Genomic DNA, 17,796 nt, shown 5'->3' with positions numbered 1-17,796 from the left:
TATGCATCATACAGGACCATTCAGCATACCGGCTGTTAATTACTTTCCTGAAAAGATAAAACCGTGGATTATTATCCTCTTTGTTATCATTTTTCAGTTTAGCGGAGGCGTATATCTAGCGACTGCCAGTGAAATGGTGGGATCGACCGATTTAATGCAGGAAGATGTATTGATGGCCGGTTATGCCAGTTTAGCGGGTATGGCATTGACTTTCACTTTTATGCTGCGTTTAAAAATGCGTATCACTACAAAAGTCGCCTTCCTTATTTGTAGTATTGCTTTGATAATTTGCAATGTCATTGCTTTGTATACAACCAATATATTTGTATTGGTTGCAACCTGTTTTGTAGCCGGGATTTTCAAAATGTGGGCTACTTTTGAATGCAATTCAACTATTCAGTTGTGGATTACGCCTACTAGAGATATGCCTATTTTCTTTTGTTATATTTATCTGCTGGTGCAAAGTGTTATTTTGCTAGGTGGCGTGGGTGATTTTTATATTGTTCTTTTTTCCAGTTGGCATTATATTCACTGGTTTGTTATTGGTACTTTATTGTTTTTGGCTTTATTTACGATGTTGTTCTTTAACAACAGGCGTTTATTTCCTGCTTTTCCACTTTTTGGAATTGATTGGTTAGGTGCTTTTCTGTGGGGATTAATTTTGATGACGGTTAATTTTATCTTTGTTTATGGAGAACATTATGATTGGTGGTATTCAGAGCATATTCAAATTGCGACTGTTTTTCTACTTATTTTATTGGGATTGAATATTTACCGAGCCTCCTTTATTCGTCATCCGTTTATTAGTTTGCAAACCTTCAAATACAAAGCGGTTTACCAATCGGTTTTACTATATCTTGTGGTCGATCTATTTATTTCGCCTTCGCATTTAATCGAACATATTTATTTTGAGGCAGTGTTAGGTTATGATATGGAAAACCTGATGTATGTGAGTTGGATTGGTTGGTTAGGCGTTCTTGCAGGTGCTTTTTTTGCCTACAGATATTTTGCCCTTAAGCAACATTCGTTTAAATCTACGTTCCTTATTGGTTTTTCGGGGATTTTAGTTTACTTATTGATGATGTACTTTTTTATCGATAAAAACACCAGTAAAGAGCTTTTGGCAATTCCGTTGTTTTTCAGAAATTTTGGGTATGTTATTATCGCAATTGTATTGATTTCTGATTTGGTTAAAGTGCCGTTTCATCATTTCTTTCAAGCAATTTCGGTACAAGCTTTTATAAGTGCTGCTTGTGGTAGTGCTATTGCGGGAGCTGCATTGCTACGCGGAATGAATTATCTGTTTACTAAAAACTTTCAACTGATTTCGGCTAATATCGACCGCGTGAATTATAATTTGTTTAAACCCGAAAATGCTCATCTGGAACAAATGATACCGCAGCAAGTTTTGCTGGTTTCATTTAAGGAAATGTATGGTTATTTAGTGCTATTCGGAATCTTATTTATGGTAATCTTGATTTTGTATAAATACCCTTACTTCCCTAAAAACCTGATTTATCCCAGACTAAAAACCATTAAAAAGGTGTTGAAACTGGAAATGAGCTAAGTAATTCTTGCTCACCTATTTTCAGAAAAACATAACAGAAAGCGGAGTGAACATCACTTCGCTTTCTTTTTACAAAATTAAAAATCTAAAAATAAATACGACAATGTCCTAAAATGCTGTCGTATTCTAAAATTAAAATATGCAACAAAAACAATCTAATATAATCGAGAAAATGCATTTCGACAGTATGCCCGACAAAGACTATTATCTTACCGAGTTCAGAAACTGCTCCTTCAGTAATATTGCGTTAAGCGATTTTTCTAAGTGTAAATTTGTTGGATGTGACTTAAGCAATTGTACCGTCAGTGGAAGCAGCCTGCAGGAAGTTTCATTTACGGATTGCAAGTTAATGGGCATCATATTTTACGATGTAAACGATTTTGGTTTTTCTATCCATTGTCAAAACTGTATTCTCGATTATTGTAGCTTTGACAATAAAAAAACAAACACCAGCAGTTTTAAAGAGTGTAGAATGCACGGCGTTAGCTTTAATAGAGCCGATATTAACAGATCTAAGTTTGTAAACTGCGATCTGCTTCATGCTGTTTTTTTAGAAACCAACATAAAAGGCATCGACTTTAAAACGAATAGTAATCTTCAAATGGACCTTTCAAATAATTTGGTAAAAAAGACTAAATTTTCTCCGGAGCAGTTGCATGGGCTTTTGAGCCATTATGATATAATAATAGAATAATAAATTATGATAAAAAGCAATTCATATTATAGCGGCGAGTATTTTGACAATTTAAACTGTTCTGCTCAGTCCTATACCGATATGTCTTTTGATAAGTGTATTTTTAAGCAATGCAATTTTAGCCGATCAGAACTGGAGAATTGCGATTTCCGAAACTGTATTTTTGATAGCTGCGACTTTTCCCTCTTGAAGTCAGAAGATTCCATATTTAGTAATGCAAAGATAAAAAACAGTAATTTTCAGGGGATGATTTGGTCAGACCTGCTTTCTCCGTTCTCCGTTCAATTTGAGGATACTGATATAAGCTACTGTAGTTTTTATGGTAAATTGCTGAAAAATACTAAATTTATCAACTGTAATGCTGAACAAGCTGATTTTAGCGAATGCGATCTTTCAGGATCAGATTTTTCAGGTACCAATCTTAAAGAAGTCCAATTCAATGGTACAAAACTGAATCGTTGTGACTTGGTATCGGCTGTTAATTATAGAATTGATATACGCAACAATACTATTGATGATGCTAAATTTTCCTTTCCTGAAGCCTTGAGTTTTCTTGATGTATTAGATATTGATATTGTAAACAATACCACTTTCTTTACTTAAATATAGCAGCACGTCATATATAGTAAAATCCAATCGTGTTGACCACCTCATTCCAATTTGAAATGACTACTGAATTCTATTAGGTATTGTTCGTGAAAATAAATGATAATTTGTTGATTTTTAACAAACTGATTTGTGTTTGAGATAATTTTTAATGTTTTTTATTGGTCAATTAAAATTGGAATTGGGTGGTCAGTTTGATCGTTTTTTCCAATAGTGTACTGAGAGTGTAATATGATTTTGAGGTTTTTTTTGTTTTATTAGCTCCACCTACTGGTTTTGCAGGTTTTTTTAACTTCAAAGCATAAAAAAAACCCAATAAATATTGGGGTTTTGTGACCCTTACTGCACAATTTACAAATCATTTTATACAAGATTTGAAGAAATTAGCTATGTGGAATCCATTATAGAAAGTACAAATCTGTTTCTAGTTTTATGTAAAATTAAGCAAATGTTTTTAGAAAATCCACATCATAAATTAGGCAGGGAAGAAGTGTTTTTTTTAATTTGGAGAAACAAGTTCAATATTTAAAAAAAATAATAGAACTAAAAATTTCAGATTTGTAAACAAAATAAGAGTAAAAGTTAGGTCGCTTTTTTCTTAACTATATCTGCACATTTTATTAGGATGTCCAATCTTATTTTGATTTAATTTACGCATACAAAATTAGTATAACCTCCAACTTAAATCAATGCCAAAAGAGATACCATAGCTACCATTTTGATAAACAACAGCGGATATTTATACTTTGTTTTAAAATAAAATTCTATACTTTTTAGTCTTTGATATGCCAACATTTTCTCTAAAAATAATAACAACGGAGCAGTACTTTTCATTTGAACTGTACTGCTCCGTTGTTAGAAATCTTTATTGTATTAATGATGCCTCTAAACTAACTTCAACACTCAAAGCATTTCCAACAGGGCACATTCCTTTCGCCTTGATGGCAATTTCCTGAAATTTTTCTGCTGTTATAGCAGGGATTTTAGCTTGCAATATTAAATTGGAACGGGTAATCACGTTATTTTCCATTTCCAATGCAATTTTTGTTTCTAAGTTGTCAGCAGAAAATCCACTTTCAGACAGGATGTAACTCAATGTCATTGTATAACAAGAAGCGTGAGCAGAAGCTAACAATTCTTCTGGATTGGTAAAACTACCATCATTTTTTGCAAACGAAGGCTTAAAAGTTATGGTATCCAATTTTGAATTTTCATTGTTGAACTGTCCTTTTCCTTCTTTAAAATTTCCTTGCCAAACGGCTTTAATGTTTGATTTCATAAATTTATTATTTAATTATTGCGAATAAAGTTGAACTGAATATCAGTAAAAGAGAATGGTCAAAACTCTTAATTATAAGATATTTTGACCATTTTGATTTGATGTCCTTCACTTTTTTTATTGAAGTAAAAAACTTATTCATTACAGAGTTGCCTGTTCTTTAATATCGGCCCTGTCAAAATGAGCTCGTTTTTCAATAATTTTACCGTCTTTGATAGTCAGCCACATCATTAGAGAAATACGAATATTATTTCCTTTCGGCTCAATTCCCATCAGTGGATTTTTATTATGTTTACCTTCGTGAATCATATAAACGGCTACTTTATCACCTTCTGCAATAAGATCTATAACCTGAAAAGAGAACTCTTCAAACGCATCAAAATTTTTCTTTTCTGATGCTACAAATCCTTCGGCTCCAGGAATGCGGTGATCTACCTGATGGTAAAAGTTAAAATCGTTATGCAAATAGTTACTGGCTGTGTTGTAATCTTCATTATTTACAGCAACATAAAAATCACGTACTAATTGCTTGTTTTGTTCTATATTATTTCCCATTACAAAATTATTTTTTCTCCATCATCTGGAATGATTATACTATTGCTAATTGATTTTTTGTCAACAAATTCTTTTAACTCTTTTCTTGAAAGTGTATTATGGTAAACCCCTTCCATATGTACTACCACTATTTTTGCTTTTGGTGCAGCTTGATGTGTGCGATAGATATCTTCACTATTCATAACTAATTGATCACCAATAATAAATCGATTATCACCGCCATTTACCACGATTACTTCGGGTTTGTATTTATTTATTGTTTTTTCAACTTCCTCGTACCAAACCGTATCTGCAGCAATATAAAGTGTTTGTTCTGACGGATGCTGCATAATCATTCCACATACATGACCTGCAACCTTAAGAATAAATCCTTTACCGTGTTGGGCTTTAGTTCTGCTCAATTTAATACCACCAAAGTTTGAATTTTCACCCAAAATTTCAAGATTGGTAAATCCTAATTGGCTTATTACTTTTTTATCATTTTCATCTTGAAGAAAAATTTTAATATCTTTTGGCAATGCCTTTTCTGCCGCTTTATCCCAATGATCAAAGTGAAGGTGTGATAAAAAAACAAAATCAATATCTTTAATAATTTCCTCAATTGAAATTGGAAGTTCATGCAGTGGATTTCTTTTCCAACTCCAGTTTTTTGAGGGCATTGGCCCTGATGGTAATTCTCCTTTTTTAGAAAACATCGGATCAACCAACATTTTCTTTCCGCCGTAGTCAACGACCATTGTGGCATTTCTTATCAGATGGATATTCATAATTTATGTGTTTAATTATAATAAAAATTTACAATTCATTTTATTTTTTTATACTACCAATAGTTAACGGTTAACTACCATTTTCATATCGTGTATTTAATAAAAACACATCAATGAATATCCTAACACCAAGATGGTTAGTCGGTCTTTTATAATGAAGTGATTTAAACTTTTAGCAAATAAAAAAAGTTTAAATCACTTCGATAGTAATGTTATGCTTTTAGAAAATCTTCTGTACTTTTTATTTCAGCAAAGAAAAATGCAAGTGCTGCTAAAAAGGCGTGGTGTACATCATCCGCGCTAACCTTTTTTCCGTTAATTTCCAAATCTTTTGCTGCACAAGCATCTCCGATAACCGTACATTTATAACCAAAATCGAATGCTGATCTTGTTGTTGAATCCACACACATATTCGTCATCATTCCTGTAATCACTACTTCAGTGATATCATTTTCTTTCAAATAATCCAAAAGTCCCGTTTCTCTAAAACTGTTTGGATAATATTTTTGAAAAACTTTTTCTCCGTCAAGCGGTTTTACGTTTTCGTGTATTTCAATCCCTTTTGTTCCTTCTACAAAAATTGGCATTGCTTCAGGATTAGCGGATACGTGTTGGATGTGTGCAATTGGTAAATTGTTGGCTCTAAAATGCTCCAATACTTTACCCGCATTTACACTTGCTTCTACAGCATTTTCCAATGTAATGTTTCCACCTTCAAAATAATCGTTTTGTATGTCTATGATAATTAACGCTTGCTTGCTCATAATTTTTTTGTTCTTAAATTAATATTCAAAGTTACTGTTTCATTAAAAATCAAAGGATACCAAATCGTTATCAATAACTACCATTTTGATAACCTCTAAAAGATTAAATCAATCTACTCTTTATTATTAGGCATCCCATAAGCATCTGCTATCAATTTCGTAGAATGCAATATTCCTTCGAGAGAATGCCCCAAGCTGGCAATCATCAATTCATCTGCTCCTGAAGCTTTTTGAAATTGATTCAATCGATTGACTACTTGATCGGCCGTACCTTGTATTATTTTTTCGTTCCAGCTTTCTAAAACATATCTTTCCGATTCGCTGTAAACATAACTTTTCAATTCTTCAGGAGAGGGAATAACATAAGATTGACCGCTCATCATTCGCAACATACTATGAGAAAAAGAACGTGTTTGTATTTGTGCTTCTTCTTCACTATCTGCTGCAAATACAGAAAAACAGGCAATAGTATGTGGTTTATCCAAAACATCCGAAGGCTTGAAATTTTTTCTATAAAGTTCAAATGCTGCTAACAAATTCTCTGGAGCTAACTGCGCTGCAAAAGCAAAAGGTAATCCAAGTTTACCAGCTAATTGTGCAGAATATCCCGACGAACCCAATAACCATAAAGATGGACTATGAAAAGACCTTGCTATTCCATTTTCACGATCTTGTCCAGGCCCAGGAACCGCAAAAACTTTGTCTTTATACGGGTGACCTACTGGAAAATCATCATCCAAAAAATGCATCAATTCAGTTACTTGGGCAGGGAAATCTTCTTCTCCAAGAAGGTTACGACGCAATGCTTGTGCTGTAAATCCATTGGTTCCTGGAGCACGTCCTATCCCTAAATCGATGCGCCCAGGAGCCATTGCCTGAAGCATACCAAATTGCTCGGCAATCACTAAAGGAGGAAAATTAGAGAGCATCATTCCGCCAGAACCCAAGCGAATTTGTTTTGTTTCACCAATAAGCCTAGAAAGCAACATAGCAGGTGATGAAGTGGAAACTGCGGGCATAGCGTGATGCTCAGCTACCCAGTAGCGGGCAAATCCTCTTTGATCCGCCAATTTTGCTAGTTCAATACTATTGTTAATACCTTGAGTTGCAGAATAGCCTTTGCCTGTGGTTGCTACATCTAAAATCGAAAGAGGCACAGGTGTATTACCTTGTTTAGTAACAACTTCGAAACCTGATTTTTTATTTTGTGTAGTATCTATATCTTTACTTTTCATAATTTGTAATTTAAATTATTTTACAAAATTACTTTAGAAAAAAAGAGTGTAGCCTACCAAAAAATAGTTAATACCTACCGTTTTGATAATTCAAAGACTATTTATTTTTAGCTTATTAAACAATTCAAAACAAAAAAAGTTTACGATAGATTATACATCTTAAAAAAAATAGCGATTAAAGCCTAAACTTTAACCGCTATTGATTTGATCCTATTGTTTTCTAGTAGAAGAATATAAATACATCATTATAACATTGCAAACTTCTCTGTTTATTCTACCCAACATTTGCAAATGAGTTTTTTATTTTCTTCTGTAATTACAGTTTTATAATTTCACCGTCTTGAGGAATGATTAATTTGTCTTCCGTTATTTGTAATACTTCCGCTTTATTCTTTAAAATACTTCTGGTCGTGAAGCAATGGTCTAAGGCATCCATATGAACCGCTATCACTTTTGCTTTACCACTTTCGCCTATTAAAGTCATTGTTTGGTCTTCATCTAAAATAATTGGGATAAGACCGAAACTTCTAATCATCGCACCACCAGAATTAACAATAATATAATCGGGATTAAACTTTTTAATAGTATTTAAAACATTATCTGTCAGAACCGTATCTCCAACAAGGTAAATGGTAGGTTGGTTTTTTGCCTGAAATATAAAACCAGATGTTTCACCCATTTGCTTCAAAACAGCACCAGTACCGTGCTGTCCGTCTACGCGAGTAATTGTAATGCCATTCCATACTTTCTGATCTTGTAAAACAGTTGCATTGATAAAACCTTCTTTTATGAAGAAATCTTTATCTGTAGGAGGCATAATTAATTCTATCGATTTACTAAGTGCCGAACTTGCTGGTTTATCAAAATGATCTTCGTGTGTGTGCGTCACCACAACCAAATCAATATTTTTAATAATATCTTTTACGGGCATTTTCAACTCAACTGTTGGATTCTTTGCAATCCCTGCCCAAGAATCTATAGCGCCTTTTTTAGAAAACATTGGATCCACAAGAATCTTTTTTCCCGCATAATCAATAACCAATGTCGCATTTCTAACTAATTGTAACCTTGCTTCATTTGATTTTGTCTGACCAAAAGATAAGGCTGAAGACAGCATAAATGCTATCATTAAAAAAACTTTTTTCATATTCAATTTTACATTTTAAATTATAAATGCAAATTTCAAGATTTAAGTCCATTGAAAACCTACCAAAAAACAGTTAAGAACTACCATTTTGATAATCCAATAGAAATTCACTTGTAGTTACACCTGTTTGATTTTTAAAAAAACGCATCAAATGATTGGGTTCTGAAAAATTCAATTCGGATGCAATTTCAGAAACTGTAATTTCGGAATGGATCAAATAATTTTTAATTTCAAAAAGTAAACGTTGCTTGAGCAAATGAGTTGCTGTGACATTAAAATGTGTTTTAACGGCTTTGTTCAATGTAATTCGGCTCACATTCAACTGATGGGTATAAAATTCAATTCGTTGTTCCGTTTTAATGTGTTTTTCTAAAAGTTGTTTGAAAAGAAAAGCATAATTCCCTTCGGTTTTTTCTAATGAAAGTTCATATTGTTGGGCGTATTGTCGATTTAATTTTTGCAATATATAATAAACTAGAGAGCGAATAATATGTACGCTATCTGGTTTTGTGATAAACAATTCTGTTTTAATTTCGGTAAGGAATTCACAATATTTTGCTATAGTTTCAGCTGTAGTTGAAAAATACAAAGGACATTCTAACTGATAAAAATACAGTAAACGGTAGGTAAATAATTTATCGGCAAAAAAGTCATTCATAAATTCTTCTTGAAATATGAGAACGGTAAAATCAAGATCATTGCCTTCTAATTTCCATTGTCGCTTTTGGAATGGCGAAATAAAAACAATACGATTATCCGAAATTTCAATCTGCTTTTGATTTAAAATTAAAGTTCCTTTGCCTTTTTTGAATATAATAATTTCAAAATAATCGGTATTGTAAACTTCCGAATGTGTATAACTATTTTTTACTTCATTATAAGGTAATACGTTTATAAAAAAGTCAACACCACATTCTGTTTTATGGAATTTAATTATTTTCATAGCTATTTTTTGTTCTTAAAGTTACATTCTTGGTTTAAAAATAAGCTTTCTTTATTAAGTTTTTTTTAAAATTATACTTTTTACTTCTGTAAAGGTTAAATTAAATTCTGCAATTCAAATTGAGCCAATTGATCTACAATCGGTAAGGTTTTTACTCCCATTTTAGTTGAACTTTATTGTACTTTAGGCGGAATTTGGGGATATACCTTTTTACTGACTAATTTATGTTCGACAAGTCTATTTAATTCCTGTATTAACATTTTTTCGCTGATCCCTTTTACAGATCTTTTTAATTCTCCATACCTTGCCACATTTTCGTTGATTTGAAACAGTTTATTGTTGTTAAGATGAACGCATTGGAATAGGTATAATCGTGAGGAGGAGTACCTAAAAGTACTTCTACAGCATCTTCTAATGTAAAAATAAAAGCATTCAAAAGTCAGTTTAGAGGGGCAAGGAAAATAGATTTCTTACCATTCAGATTATCTATTTTTTTGGATAATGCCCGACTTTTGAGACTGATCTGGTTTTTGTCCAGTCAAGGTAACTTCAATAAATATCCAAACCACTTTACATATATAAGTTTAAGCTTGTTAATTATTAAAAAAAAAAGGTATAAAAAAAGCTCAATTCATATTGAATTGAGCTTTTTATTTTGTGACCTCGACTGGAAATAAATCTTAGATGTAATGTGTTGTAAATCAATATATTTTTTCATGTGTTGGGAAGTTTATGGGAAGTAACCCTTATGATTTGTATTCAGTTACATTAGTTAATTTTTTTTCTCCATCAATAAATTTAATATAACCATATTGGAGTTTTCTAAATGGAGAAGATAGGGACTGAAGTATAATGTTTAAATATTCTATATTTATATCTTGTTGTATTAGCTTCGATAATTCTGCCCCTACTTTTGTAAATTTGTATATTTTTATAGTCTTATTTGATGCGCTTTCTTCAGTTTCCATTAATATTCCAAGTTCTCCATAGTCGAATACCTGAATATGCTTCTTTCCTATACCATGTAATGTAAGTCCTAGATTACTGTCACTAGATATTAGACCTAACTCAGCTAATAGTAAAATGTCTAAATATTTAATATTAAACTTGTTAATTAGGGAGTCTCTGTCTAGATTCGGTATGAAAGTGTTAGTACTTGAAATGATTTTGAGCTGGCATATTTTAGTAAAGATTTCAGCTTCTTCTTTGGAAAGATTTTTAAGTAATTCAATGGCTCTTAAAGAAAAAGATTTGGGTTGTTTGATTTCACCCGCAAGTATTCTTCCCCATAGTTTTTGCATGTCTTCATCAGAAATGTCTTGAGCAATATTGAAGAATCTTGTTATCCAGTCTGATTCAACTTTTTCGTCTGAAACTTCATTTTCGACATTTAGTTGGTCGGCAGCAACTTCAACAATGTTATCAATATTAAATTGTTTCCTAGTTTCTTGATAAATAATTCTATTTTGAATACGCTCGGTTAGTTCTAAATCAATTAAAGTACTTTCTACATTTGCAATTGCTTTTGCTTTTGAAATGACAGCGATCTCATACGCTTTTGCATCGGCTTCCTTTCTTATTGCTCTTGGTCGATACAATGTGCCAACACCGCTTTGAATAACCTCAAGAAGTTTTTCAAGTGGTTTGCCTTCAAAAGATATTAAACTAAGTTTATTTTCCATTACATATAAATTTTATATTAATTATTGAGTTTATTTTGCTTTCCACTAAATATGTCAGGGAAGTTTATGGGAAGTGAAATGATATACGTATCTATCATAATTTTTAAAATAAAGTTTAAGTAATTGACTATTAGTGATTTGAAAAGCGAGTTGGAAGAATGTTTGAATCCTAGTACTAAACAAATAAATCCCTATATATCAAGTATATAGGGATTATTCGTTTTTAAAAGTGACCTCGACTGGATTCAAACCAGTAACCTCTTGAGCCGTAATCAAGTGCGCTATTCAGTTGCGCCACGAGGCCTTAGCATTATTCACTTAGTAACTATTTTGATAGTTGTTCGGTGAACGTGTTTGCGGGTGCAAAGATAGAGATAAATGTGTAATTTGCAAGCGTAAAATAGAATAAAAATAAAAAAAAATGGAGGTAGGAAATTATATGCATGATATTCAGTGATTTCCAAAATAAATAATTTTATTTAAAGCTAGTATTCCTTTTATAATTGGTCTTTTTTTACTCTATCATGATGTTTTGCCTATTACTACAACGCACGGCTTGTTACATAATATCGGTAGCCGATGATGGCCATCTGCCACTTTTTGGCTTTGGACAAGTCCAATTGTTGTTTGCTAAAGCTTGGCAAAATAAGTTTATTGATTTGGGCTAAAATTTTAAACATAAGTTTGTTGTTTTGGGCAAAGATATAAAAAAAGACGACCTTGATAGAGACCGTCTTTCTTTCGATTTTGATTGATGATGATTTGATGTTATTTAGAGCTGTTTTTTTTTGCGAGTTCTATATCTCTTTTGGCTTGTTGCGCGTCTTTCTTGGCTTGCTCAACATCTCTTTTGGCTTGTTGCACATCTTTCTTGGCCTGCTCAATATCTCTTTTTGCTTGTTCTACATCTTTCTTGGCTTGCTCGATATCTCTTTTGGCTTGTTCTACATCAAGTTTAGATTGATTAACATCATTTTTACTTTTTGTAATTATTTCAATCGTTTTTCTATCCACATTAGATTTATTAATATCCATTCTTTCAATTAAGTAGGGGTTTAGATTGTCTAATTCTGTTTGGTTAGATTTTATACCATCAATATAAATTTCAGTTTCGACAGGAATCCCATTCGTACTATTTCTAATGATTTTAATTGTTCTGCTTGTTTTACTGGTTTGCTTATTATTTAAGTTTGTTGGGTCTGTTTTTTCTAAATTTAAATTTGTCATGTTGACTCCTGAAATTATTAATTTTTTATCATCAGTTATTTCATTAGAACTTTTGCTTATAATTTTGATTATAGATTTCGCCCCTTTTTTATTAACATCCATAGTGGCAATGTCAGAAGGATCTAAATCATCCATTTCTGATTTGCTTACTTTTTTCCCATCGATATAAATTTCAGTAAGATCATTTATATTTGAAGGTTGAATTTCTATGACCTTTTTTTTCTTAACAGTGTCATTAAGATCTGTTTTATCAATTTTCACAACTTTAAGTTCAATTTCATCGGATTTTTTCTCTTGGGCAATAACTTCAACTTGAAATAGTAGCACAAAGGCAATGAGTGCCGGTAATATTGAAAAATACTTCCAATAATTTCTCTTTTTTGATTGATTTTTGTTTAACATAACGATTCGTTTTTTGATTAATGATTGATAAAAATGATTGGTGATGGCAACACAATTTTCATGTGTTGTTATTTTTAAAAGCGTGATTTGATAGGCTTTTTTGTCAGATATTTTCTTTGAGGCTTCGCTATCAGCTATGAATTCAAGATTTTGTACGATGGCTTTTTTGTAAAACCAAACCACAGGATTGAACCAGAATACAGTGCAAAATAGTCTTGAAATCAGGACATCAACCGTATGATTTTGTTCGCTATGTACTTTTTCATGTTCTAAAATAGCTTCTAGTTCAGACTTGCTGTATAAGGACGAGTTATATACAATAGTTTTAAAGAAAGAGAAGGGAGCTACATTGGCTGTTAAATCAATAAACTTAAAATCGGCTTGCTGATGAATTTTTTTGTTCTTTAAAATTTTGGTTAAACTATAAAAATCCAAAAGGAACAGTATTAAAAAGAGTGTCAAACCTATGGCATAGCCAATAATCAAAACCCAATACCAATTGATTTCGAAATCATTATTTTCAATAGGAGCACTACTAGGAATATTGGACCAATTTATATTTGCCGGACTTGGATTGACCCAAACGATCTTTGTAAAAACAACAAAAGGCAATAGAACCGAACTAATTAATCCAGCCAATAAAAACCAGCGGTTAGCGGTAAAAAAGGTCTCTTTTCGCAGCATAAAATGATATGCTAGAAAGAATAGGATCAATAGTCCGCTTGATTTGATTAGGTAAATAGATAGTGTATCCATTAATTTGCTTTATTGAAAGTGCTGCTTTTTAAGATGGCACAATTTATAGTTTATTTATAAAGGGCTATTTTGTTTCTTTGGGGTTCTCAATCATCTCTAAGATTTCGCGAAGTTCTTTTGCTGTTATTTTTTCTTCTTTTGCAAAAAAGGAAACCATGTTTTTATACGAACTATTGAAATAATTGTCAATAGCGTTGCTCATGAATTTTTTTCGATAATCTTCGATGCTTACAATAGGAAAGTACTGATGGGTATTTCCAAATGCATTATGAGATACATATCCTTTTTCTTCCAAGTTGCGTACTATGGTAGAAAGGGTGTTATAGTGAGGTTGGTCTTCGGTGATTTCTGCCATGACTTGTTTCACAAAAGCTTTTTTGAGCTTCCATAAAATGTGCATGATTTCTTCTTCTTTGTTGGTTAACTTTTGCATTGTTGTAAATTTATTATTCAAACTTACAACTATATTTATAGTTACGCAACTATAAATGTAGTTTGTTAACTATAAATTAAGTTTTAATGCTAGTAAGACACAGAAAATTATTTGCTTAAGTCAGTAAAAGCAATAAATAAGGGAGTCTTTTGTTAGGGTGATTTATATTGGATTGTTTTCCAATTTCAATAATTTTTGGATCCAAATGCAACATACCACGGCCAATAAGCCAAAAGTTCCCATTACAAACCAGTTGATTTGATAACCAAATTGCGCAATGATTTCCATTCCCATTTTTGAACTCAGGATATGAGCCAAACTAAAACTCATGGTATAAAGCGCCATATAGCGTCCTTCATGTCCTTTGGAAGCTCTACTCATGGCAAAAGCATTCGAAAAAGGAAACGAAAATATTTCTCCGACAGAAATTATAATCATACTAATGACTAAAATTCCTGCCCAAACATTAATCAACAAGCTATAGAAACTGACAGCCATCAAGAATGTGCCCCAAAGGATTATTTTTAGTTTTTGAACTTTCTTTCGCTCAAAATAGCTCACAATAGGCATCTCTAATGCAAAAATCAGCAAGCCATTCAAGGTCATTAATAAACCGGTTTGAAATTCGGTTAAGGCAAATTTCTCGCTGTGGTATAAAGGTAAAGTGGTAAAAAGTTGGAAGAAAATCATGGCACCTATAAAGCTTACAAACAGAAAAATCCAGAATATTTTATCTTTAAAAACTGAAGCAGCTTCTAAGATAGTATTGTGCGGATCCTGATTAGAGGCTTTTTTCTTTTCTTTTACCAGCAAAGCAAAAAGCAGTATCGATACAATACAAGAAGTACCATCTATCCAAAACAAGCCCTTGTAACCAATTCCCATAATAATTAATCCGCCTAAAGCGGGTCCAGCTGCAAATCCAAGGTTAACTGCCAGTCGGACAAGAGTCAAGGAACGCGTTCTATTTTCGGGTTTCGCATAAGCACCAAGCGATACAAACATAGCCGGTCTAAACATATCGGCCAAAGTCATAATGCTAAACATTCCCAAACACAAGCCCCAAAAACTCGTTATATATTGTAAAATATAAAAGAAAATTCCGCTGCTAAACAAGCTAAAAACCATCACTTTATAAAACCCGATTTTATCAGACAGTTTTCCTCCAAGCCATGAACCCAACATAGAGCCCAGTCCAAATGCAACCATGATCCAGCCCACTTCTCCATAGGTAAATTGTAAATCCTCTTTTAAATATTTGGATAAAAAAGGAAGAACCATAGTTCCAGCTCGATTGATAAAAGTGATAAGGGTAAGAATCCAAATTTCTCTAGAAAATCCTTTGAAATTATTAATATAGCGACTAAAAGCAGTTTTGAACATCACGTAAATTTATATTTTGCAAATTTACAAAGTTTTTTAGGAGCTTTTTCCAGCTATTCGTTTCAATCTTATATTTTTTTAAAGAAAAAAATATAAGGATTTTTACTGCTATCTGGGCTAGGATTCAGTGCAAAAGAGATAGCTATTTTAGTCTGAAGGAATTTATCTTCAGCAAAACTTAATTGTTTGATGCTTCTAAAAAGCATTTGCTTTGGCTTTAAGCCTCTAAATGCGAACTATGTTTTGCAAAACATTAACTTTGTGGCTTTATAACTTTTACGCTATTTTTGCAAAAAAAATATACAAATGAGAACCATTCTGCTTTTTGTTTTTTTAGTGCAATTGAATTTTGGCTTTGCCCAGGAAAAATTTGATGTTACGTCAGTAACTAAATTTCAAACGGACTTAAATTCCGAATATGCTGATGCTAAAACGAGTCCTTTGATGGCGGAAGATTTGGCCACATTCAAAAGCCTAGATTTTTATCCAATCAACGAAAAATTCTTTGTCACGGCTAAATTTATCCGAACAAAAAAAGAAAAACCGTTTGTGATGAAGACTACTGGCGATAAAAAGCCAGTGTATGTTAAATACGGCGAGGCCCATTTTATTTTAGACGGTAAGGATCTTAAACTTAATATTTACAGAAACATTGCGCTTTCTAAAAAGAAGGAATATAAAGACCATTTATTCTTGCCTTTTTCGGATCTGACTTGCGGTAACGAAAGTTATGTAGGTGGGAAATATATTGATTTAAAAATTCCTAAAGGAAATACCATAACTATCGATTTCAATATTTCATACAATCCTTATTGTGCCTATAATCACAAATATTCTTGCCCAATTGTCCCTTTGGAAAATGATTTGAATATTGCAATAGAAGCCGGAGTGAAAAAATTTCATGATTAATGGAATTCTTTAATTTTCATACTCATAAATTCACGAACCAAGCTAATATAAAGGAATTAGTAAATCAATACCCGCAGGACTTTGATGATACAATTCCGACATATTCCATTGGAATTCATCCTTGGTATATAGTTGAGGATCGGATTGAAGCCGATTTGAAAATTATCGAAAATAAATTACAAAAAACTAATTGTCTAGCCATTGGCGAGTGCGGATTGGATAAAAGGACTGAAATCCCGTTGAATTTGCAACAAATGGTTTTCGAGAAACAATTGCTTTTGGCCGAAAAATACAATAAACCGATTGTCGTTCATTGTGTAGCCGCATTTCAGGAAGTAATCGAAATTAAGAAACGGTTGAATATTAGTGTCCCCATGATTATTCATGGTTTCTCAAAAAATCAACAAGTAGCTAAGCAATTAGTAGATAATGGATTTTATATTTCATTTGGGAAATATTTATTGAGAAATCCAGAGTTGAAGGCAGTTTTTCAGAACGTTCCCGATAACCGCTTTTTTCTGGAAACAGATACGATAGAAGAAACGATTGGCGAAGTGTATACTTTGGCCGCAAAATATAAGAATACAACAGTAGCGAAATTACAACAGCAAGTTGCAATTAATTTTGAGGCTGTTTTTAACAGATAAAAAAATTACCGAATTAACGAATAAACTTTAATCATGGCAGAATGGACAGAGCGAGCAGAGCTTTTATTTAAAAAAGAAGGCTTAGAAAAATTACAAAACGCAAATGTTTTAGTGGTAGGTCTTGGTGGTGTAGGATCCTTTGCTGCCGAATTTTTGGCCAGGGCAGGAGTGGGCAAGATGACTATTGTAGACGGAGATGTAGTAGATATAACAAATATAAACAGACAATTGCCAGCTTTGCACTCTACCGTAGGACAACCCAAAATTACCGTAGTAGGAGACCGATTAATGGATATTAATCCCGAATTAATATTGATAAGAGTACAAGAGTTTCTTTCGCCTGAGCGTGCGTTTGAAATTGTTACTGATGAATTTGATTATGTTTTGGATTGTATTGATAGCGTGACTCCAAAACTAAATTTAATTATTGGAGCCAAGCGAAAAAGAGTGAAAATTATCTCAAGTATGGGGGCCGGAGGAAAGATGGAAGCCTCTAAAGTAAAAGTGTCCGATATCAGTAATACTGTAAATTGCTTTTTGGCCAAAACGATCCGAAGACGCTTAAAAGAGGCTAAAATAGATAAACTAAAAGTCGTTTTTTCATCAGAAATCCAAGACGACGCCAGTTTAAAAATGACAGATGGTTCTAATTATAAAAAATCATTTTATGGAACCAATAGTTATATGCCAGGATTATTTGGTCTTTATGCCGCTGAGACCGTGATCCGTTATTTATTGAAAAAGTAAGTCTATTGCTGTTTTCAGATCCTAGAATAAAAAATAATTTTAAATATAAATTT

19 protein-coding genes and 1 tRNA gene are annotated in these 17,796 nt (G+C 32.5%); 6 read left to right on the top strand and 14 right to left on the bottom strand.

Annotation, left to right across the window (positions count from 1 at the left end):
* Position 1 precedes the first annotated feature (1 nt).
* From ACMDB5_RS12475 to ACMDB5_RS12465, 3 genes are all read left to right on the top strand, one after another.
* Positions 2-1,567, top strand: coding sequence for a hypothetical protein (locus ACMDB5_RS12475; RefSeq protein ID WP_413998586.1), 1,566 nt, complete (start codon positions 2-4; stop codon positions 1,565-1,567).
* 139 nt (positions 1,568-1,706) lie between these two features.
* Positions 1,707-2,261 carry a pentapeptide repeat-containing protein gene (locus ACMDB5_RS12470; protein ID WP_413998585.1) on the top strand — a complete coding sequence of 185 codons (555 nt, stop codon included), beginning with the start codon at positions 1,707-1,709 and terminating at the stop codon, positions 2,259-2,261.
* A 6-nt stretch (positions 2,262-2,267) separates the two neighbouring features.
* Positions 2,268-2,864, top strand: coding sequence for a pentapeptide repeat-containing protein (locus ACMDB5_RS12465; protein ID WP_413998584.1), 597 nt, complete (start codon positions 2,268-2,270; stop codon positions 2,862-2,864).
* 868 nt (positions 2,865-3,732) lie between these two features.
* On the opposite strand, the gene ACMDB5_RS12460 is transcribed toward ACMDB5_RS12465, so the two are convergent.
* The 14 genes from ACMDB5_RS12460 to ACMDB5_RS12395 form a co-directional block, all read right to left on the bottom strand.
* A complete protein-coding gene (locus tag ACMDB5_RS12460; RefSeq protein WP_413998583.1) occupies positions 3,733-4,146 on the bottom strand; it encodes an OsmC family peroxiredoxin in 414 nt (137 codons plus the stop codon).
* A 141-nt stretch (positions 4,147-4,287) separates the two neighbouring features.
* Positions 4,288-4,701 (bottom strand): ester cyclase, encoded by a 414-nt coding sequence (locus ACMDB5_RS12455; RefSeq protein ID WP_413998582.1) that lies wholly within the window; start codon positions 4,699-4,701, stop codon positions 4,288-4,290.
* Positions 4,701-5,468, bottom strand: a complete 768-nt coding sequence (locus ACMDB5_RS12450; protein WP_413998581.1) for an MBL fold metallo-hydrolase — start codon at positions 5,466-5,468, stop codon at positions 4,701-4,703. Before ACMDB5_RS12450 ends, ACMDB5_RS12455 begins: the two co-directional genes overlap by 1 nt.
* Before the next feature lie 212 nt (positions 5,469-5,680).
* The gene (locus tag ACMDB5_RS12445; protein ID WP_413998580.1) at positions 5,681-6,232 is read right to left on the bottom strand and encodes a cysteine hydrolase family protein; all 552 of its coding nucleotides are present in this window, start codon (positions 6,230-6,232) and stop codon (positions 5,681-5,683) included.
* Positions 6,233-6,345: 113 nt separating this feature from the next.
* The gene (locus tag ACMDB5_RS12440) at positions 6,346-7,467 is read right to left on the bottom strand and encodes an LLM class flavin-dependent oxidoreductase (RefSeq protein ID WP_413998579.1); all 1,122 of its coding nucleotides are present in this window, start codon (positions 7,465-7,467) and stop codon (positions 6,346-6,348) included.
* A gap of 316 nt (positions 7,468-7,783) precedes the next feature.
* Positions 7,784-8,596, bottom strand: coding sequence for an MBL fold metallo-hydrolase (locus tag ACMDB5_RS12435; RefSeq protein WP_413998578.1), 813 nt, complete (start codon positions 8,594-8,596; stop codon positions 7,784-7,786).
* A gap of 91 nt (positions 8,597-8,687) precedes the next feature.
* Positions 8,688-9,557 carry an AraC family transcriptional regulator gene (locus ACMDB5_RS12430; RefSeq protein ID WP_413998577.1) on the bottom strand — a complete coding sequence of 290 codons (870 nt, stop codon included), beginning with the start codon at positions 9,555-9,557 and terminating at the stop codon, positions 8,688-8,690.
* Between the two features lie 173 nt (positions 9,558-9,730).
* Complete coding sequence (locus ACMDB5_RS12425; RefSeq protein WP_414000389.1) at positions 9,731-9,880, bottom strand: winged helix-turn-helix transcriptional regulator; 150 nt, start codon at positions 9,878-9,880, stop codon at positions 9,731-9,733.
* A gap of 423 nt (positions 9,881-10,303) precedes the next feature.
* Positions 10,304-11,239 carry a DUF2806 domain-containing protein gene (locus ACMDB5_RS12420; protein WP_413998576.1) on the bottom strand — a complete coding sequence of 312 codons (936 nt, stop codon included), beginning with the start codon at positions 11,237-11,239 and terminating at the stop codon, positions 10,304-10,306.
* 230 nt (positions 11,240-11,469) lie between these two features.
* Positions 11,470-11,543, bottom strand: a tRNA-Arg gene (locus ACMDB5_RS12415).
* Positions 11,544-11,781: 238 nt separating this feature from the next.
* On the bottom strand, positions 11,782-11,919 hold the full coding sequence (locus tag ACMDB5_RS12410) for an SsrA-binding protein (protein ID WP_413998575.1): 138 nt from the start codon (positions 11,917-11,919) through the stop codon (positions 11,782-11,784).
* Positions 11,920-12,007: 88 nt separating this feature from the next.
* Positions 12,008-13,624 carry a M56 family metallopeptidase gene (locus ACMDB5_RS12405; protein ID WP_413998574.1) on the bottom strand — a complete coding sequence of 539 codons (1,617 nt, stop codon included), beginning with the start codon at positions 13,622-13,624 and terminating at the stop codon, positions 12,008-12,010.
* Positions 13,625-13,688: 64 nt separating this feature from the next.
* Positions 13,689-14,057: a BlaI/MecI/CopY family transcriptional regulator gene (locus ACMDB5_RS12400; RefSeq protein WP_413998573.1), complete on the bottom strand. Its 369-nt coding sequence runs from the start codon at positions 14,055-14,057 to the stop codon at positions 13,689-13,691.
* A gap of 162 nt (positions 14,058-14,219) precedes the next feature.
* On the bottom strand, positions 14,220-15,440 hold the full coding sequence (locus ACMDB5_RS12395) for an MDR family MFS transporter (protein WP_413998572.1): 1,221 nt from the start codon (positions 15,438-15,440) through the stop codon (positions 14,220-14,222).
* 306 nt (positions 15,441-15,746) lie between these two features.
* Here ACMDB5_RS12395 and ACMDB5_RS12390 point away from each other — a divergent pair, with 306 nt between their 5' ends.
* Genes ACMDB5_RS12390 through ACMDB5_RS12380 form a run of 3 tightly spaced genes read left to right on the top strand, consistent with a single transcriptional unit; the run spans position 15,747 to position 17,743 of the window.
* On the top strand, positions 15,747-16,349 hold the full coding sequence (locus tag ACMDB5_RS12390) for a DUF1684 domain-containing protein (RefSeq protein WP_413998571.1): 603 nt from the start codon (positions 15,747-15,749) through the stop codon (positions 16,347-16,349).
* Entirely contained in the window at positions 16,349-16,996 is a 648-nt protein-coding gene (locus tag ACMDB5_RS12385; protein ID WP_413998570.1) for a TatD family hydrolase, read from the top strand. The genes ACMDB5_RS12390 and ACMDB5_RS12385 overlap by 1 nt, the downstream gene beginning before the upstream one ends.
* A gap of 33 nt (positions 16,997-17,029) precedes the next feature.
* Positions 17,030-17,743, top strand: coding sequence for a ThiF family adenylyltransferase (locus ACMDB5_RS12380; RefSeq protein WP_413998569.1), 714 nt, complete (start codon positions 17,030-17,032; stop codon positions 17,741-17,743).
* Positions 17,744-17,796: the final 53 nt, after the last annotated feature.

The sequence above is a fragment of the Flavobacterium sp. W1B genome (assembly GCF_047344965.1).
Classification (GTDB): domain Bacteria; phylum Bacteroidota; class Bacteroidia; order Flavobacteriales; family Flavobacteriaceae; genus Flavobacterium.
Note: the sequence above shows the minus strand (reverse complement) of the source record. Positions and strands in the feature narration are given on the sequence as shown.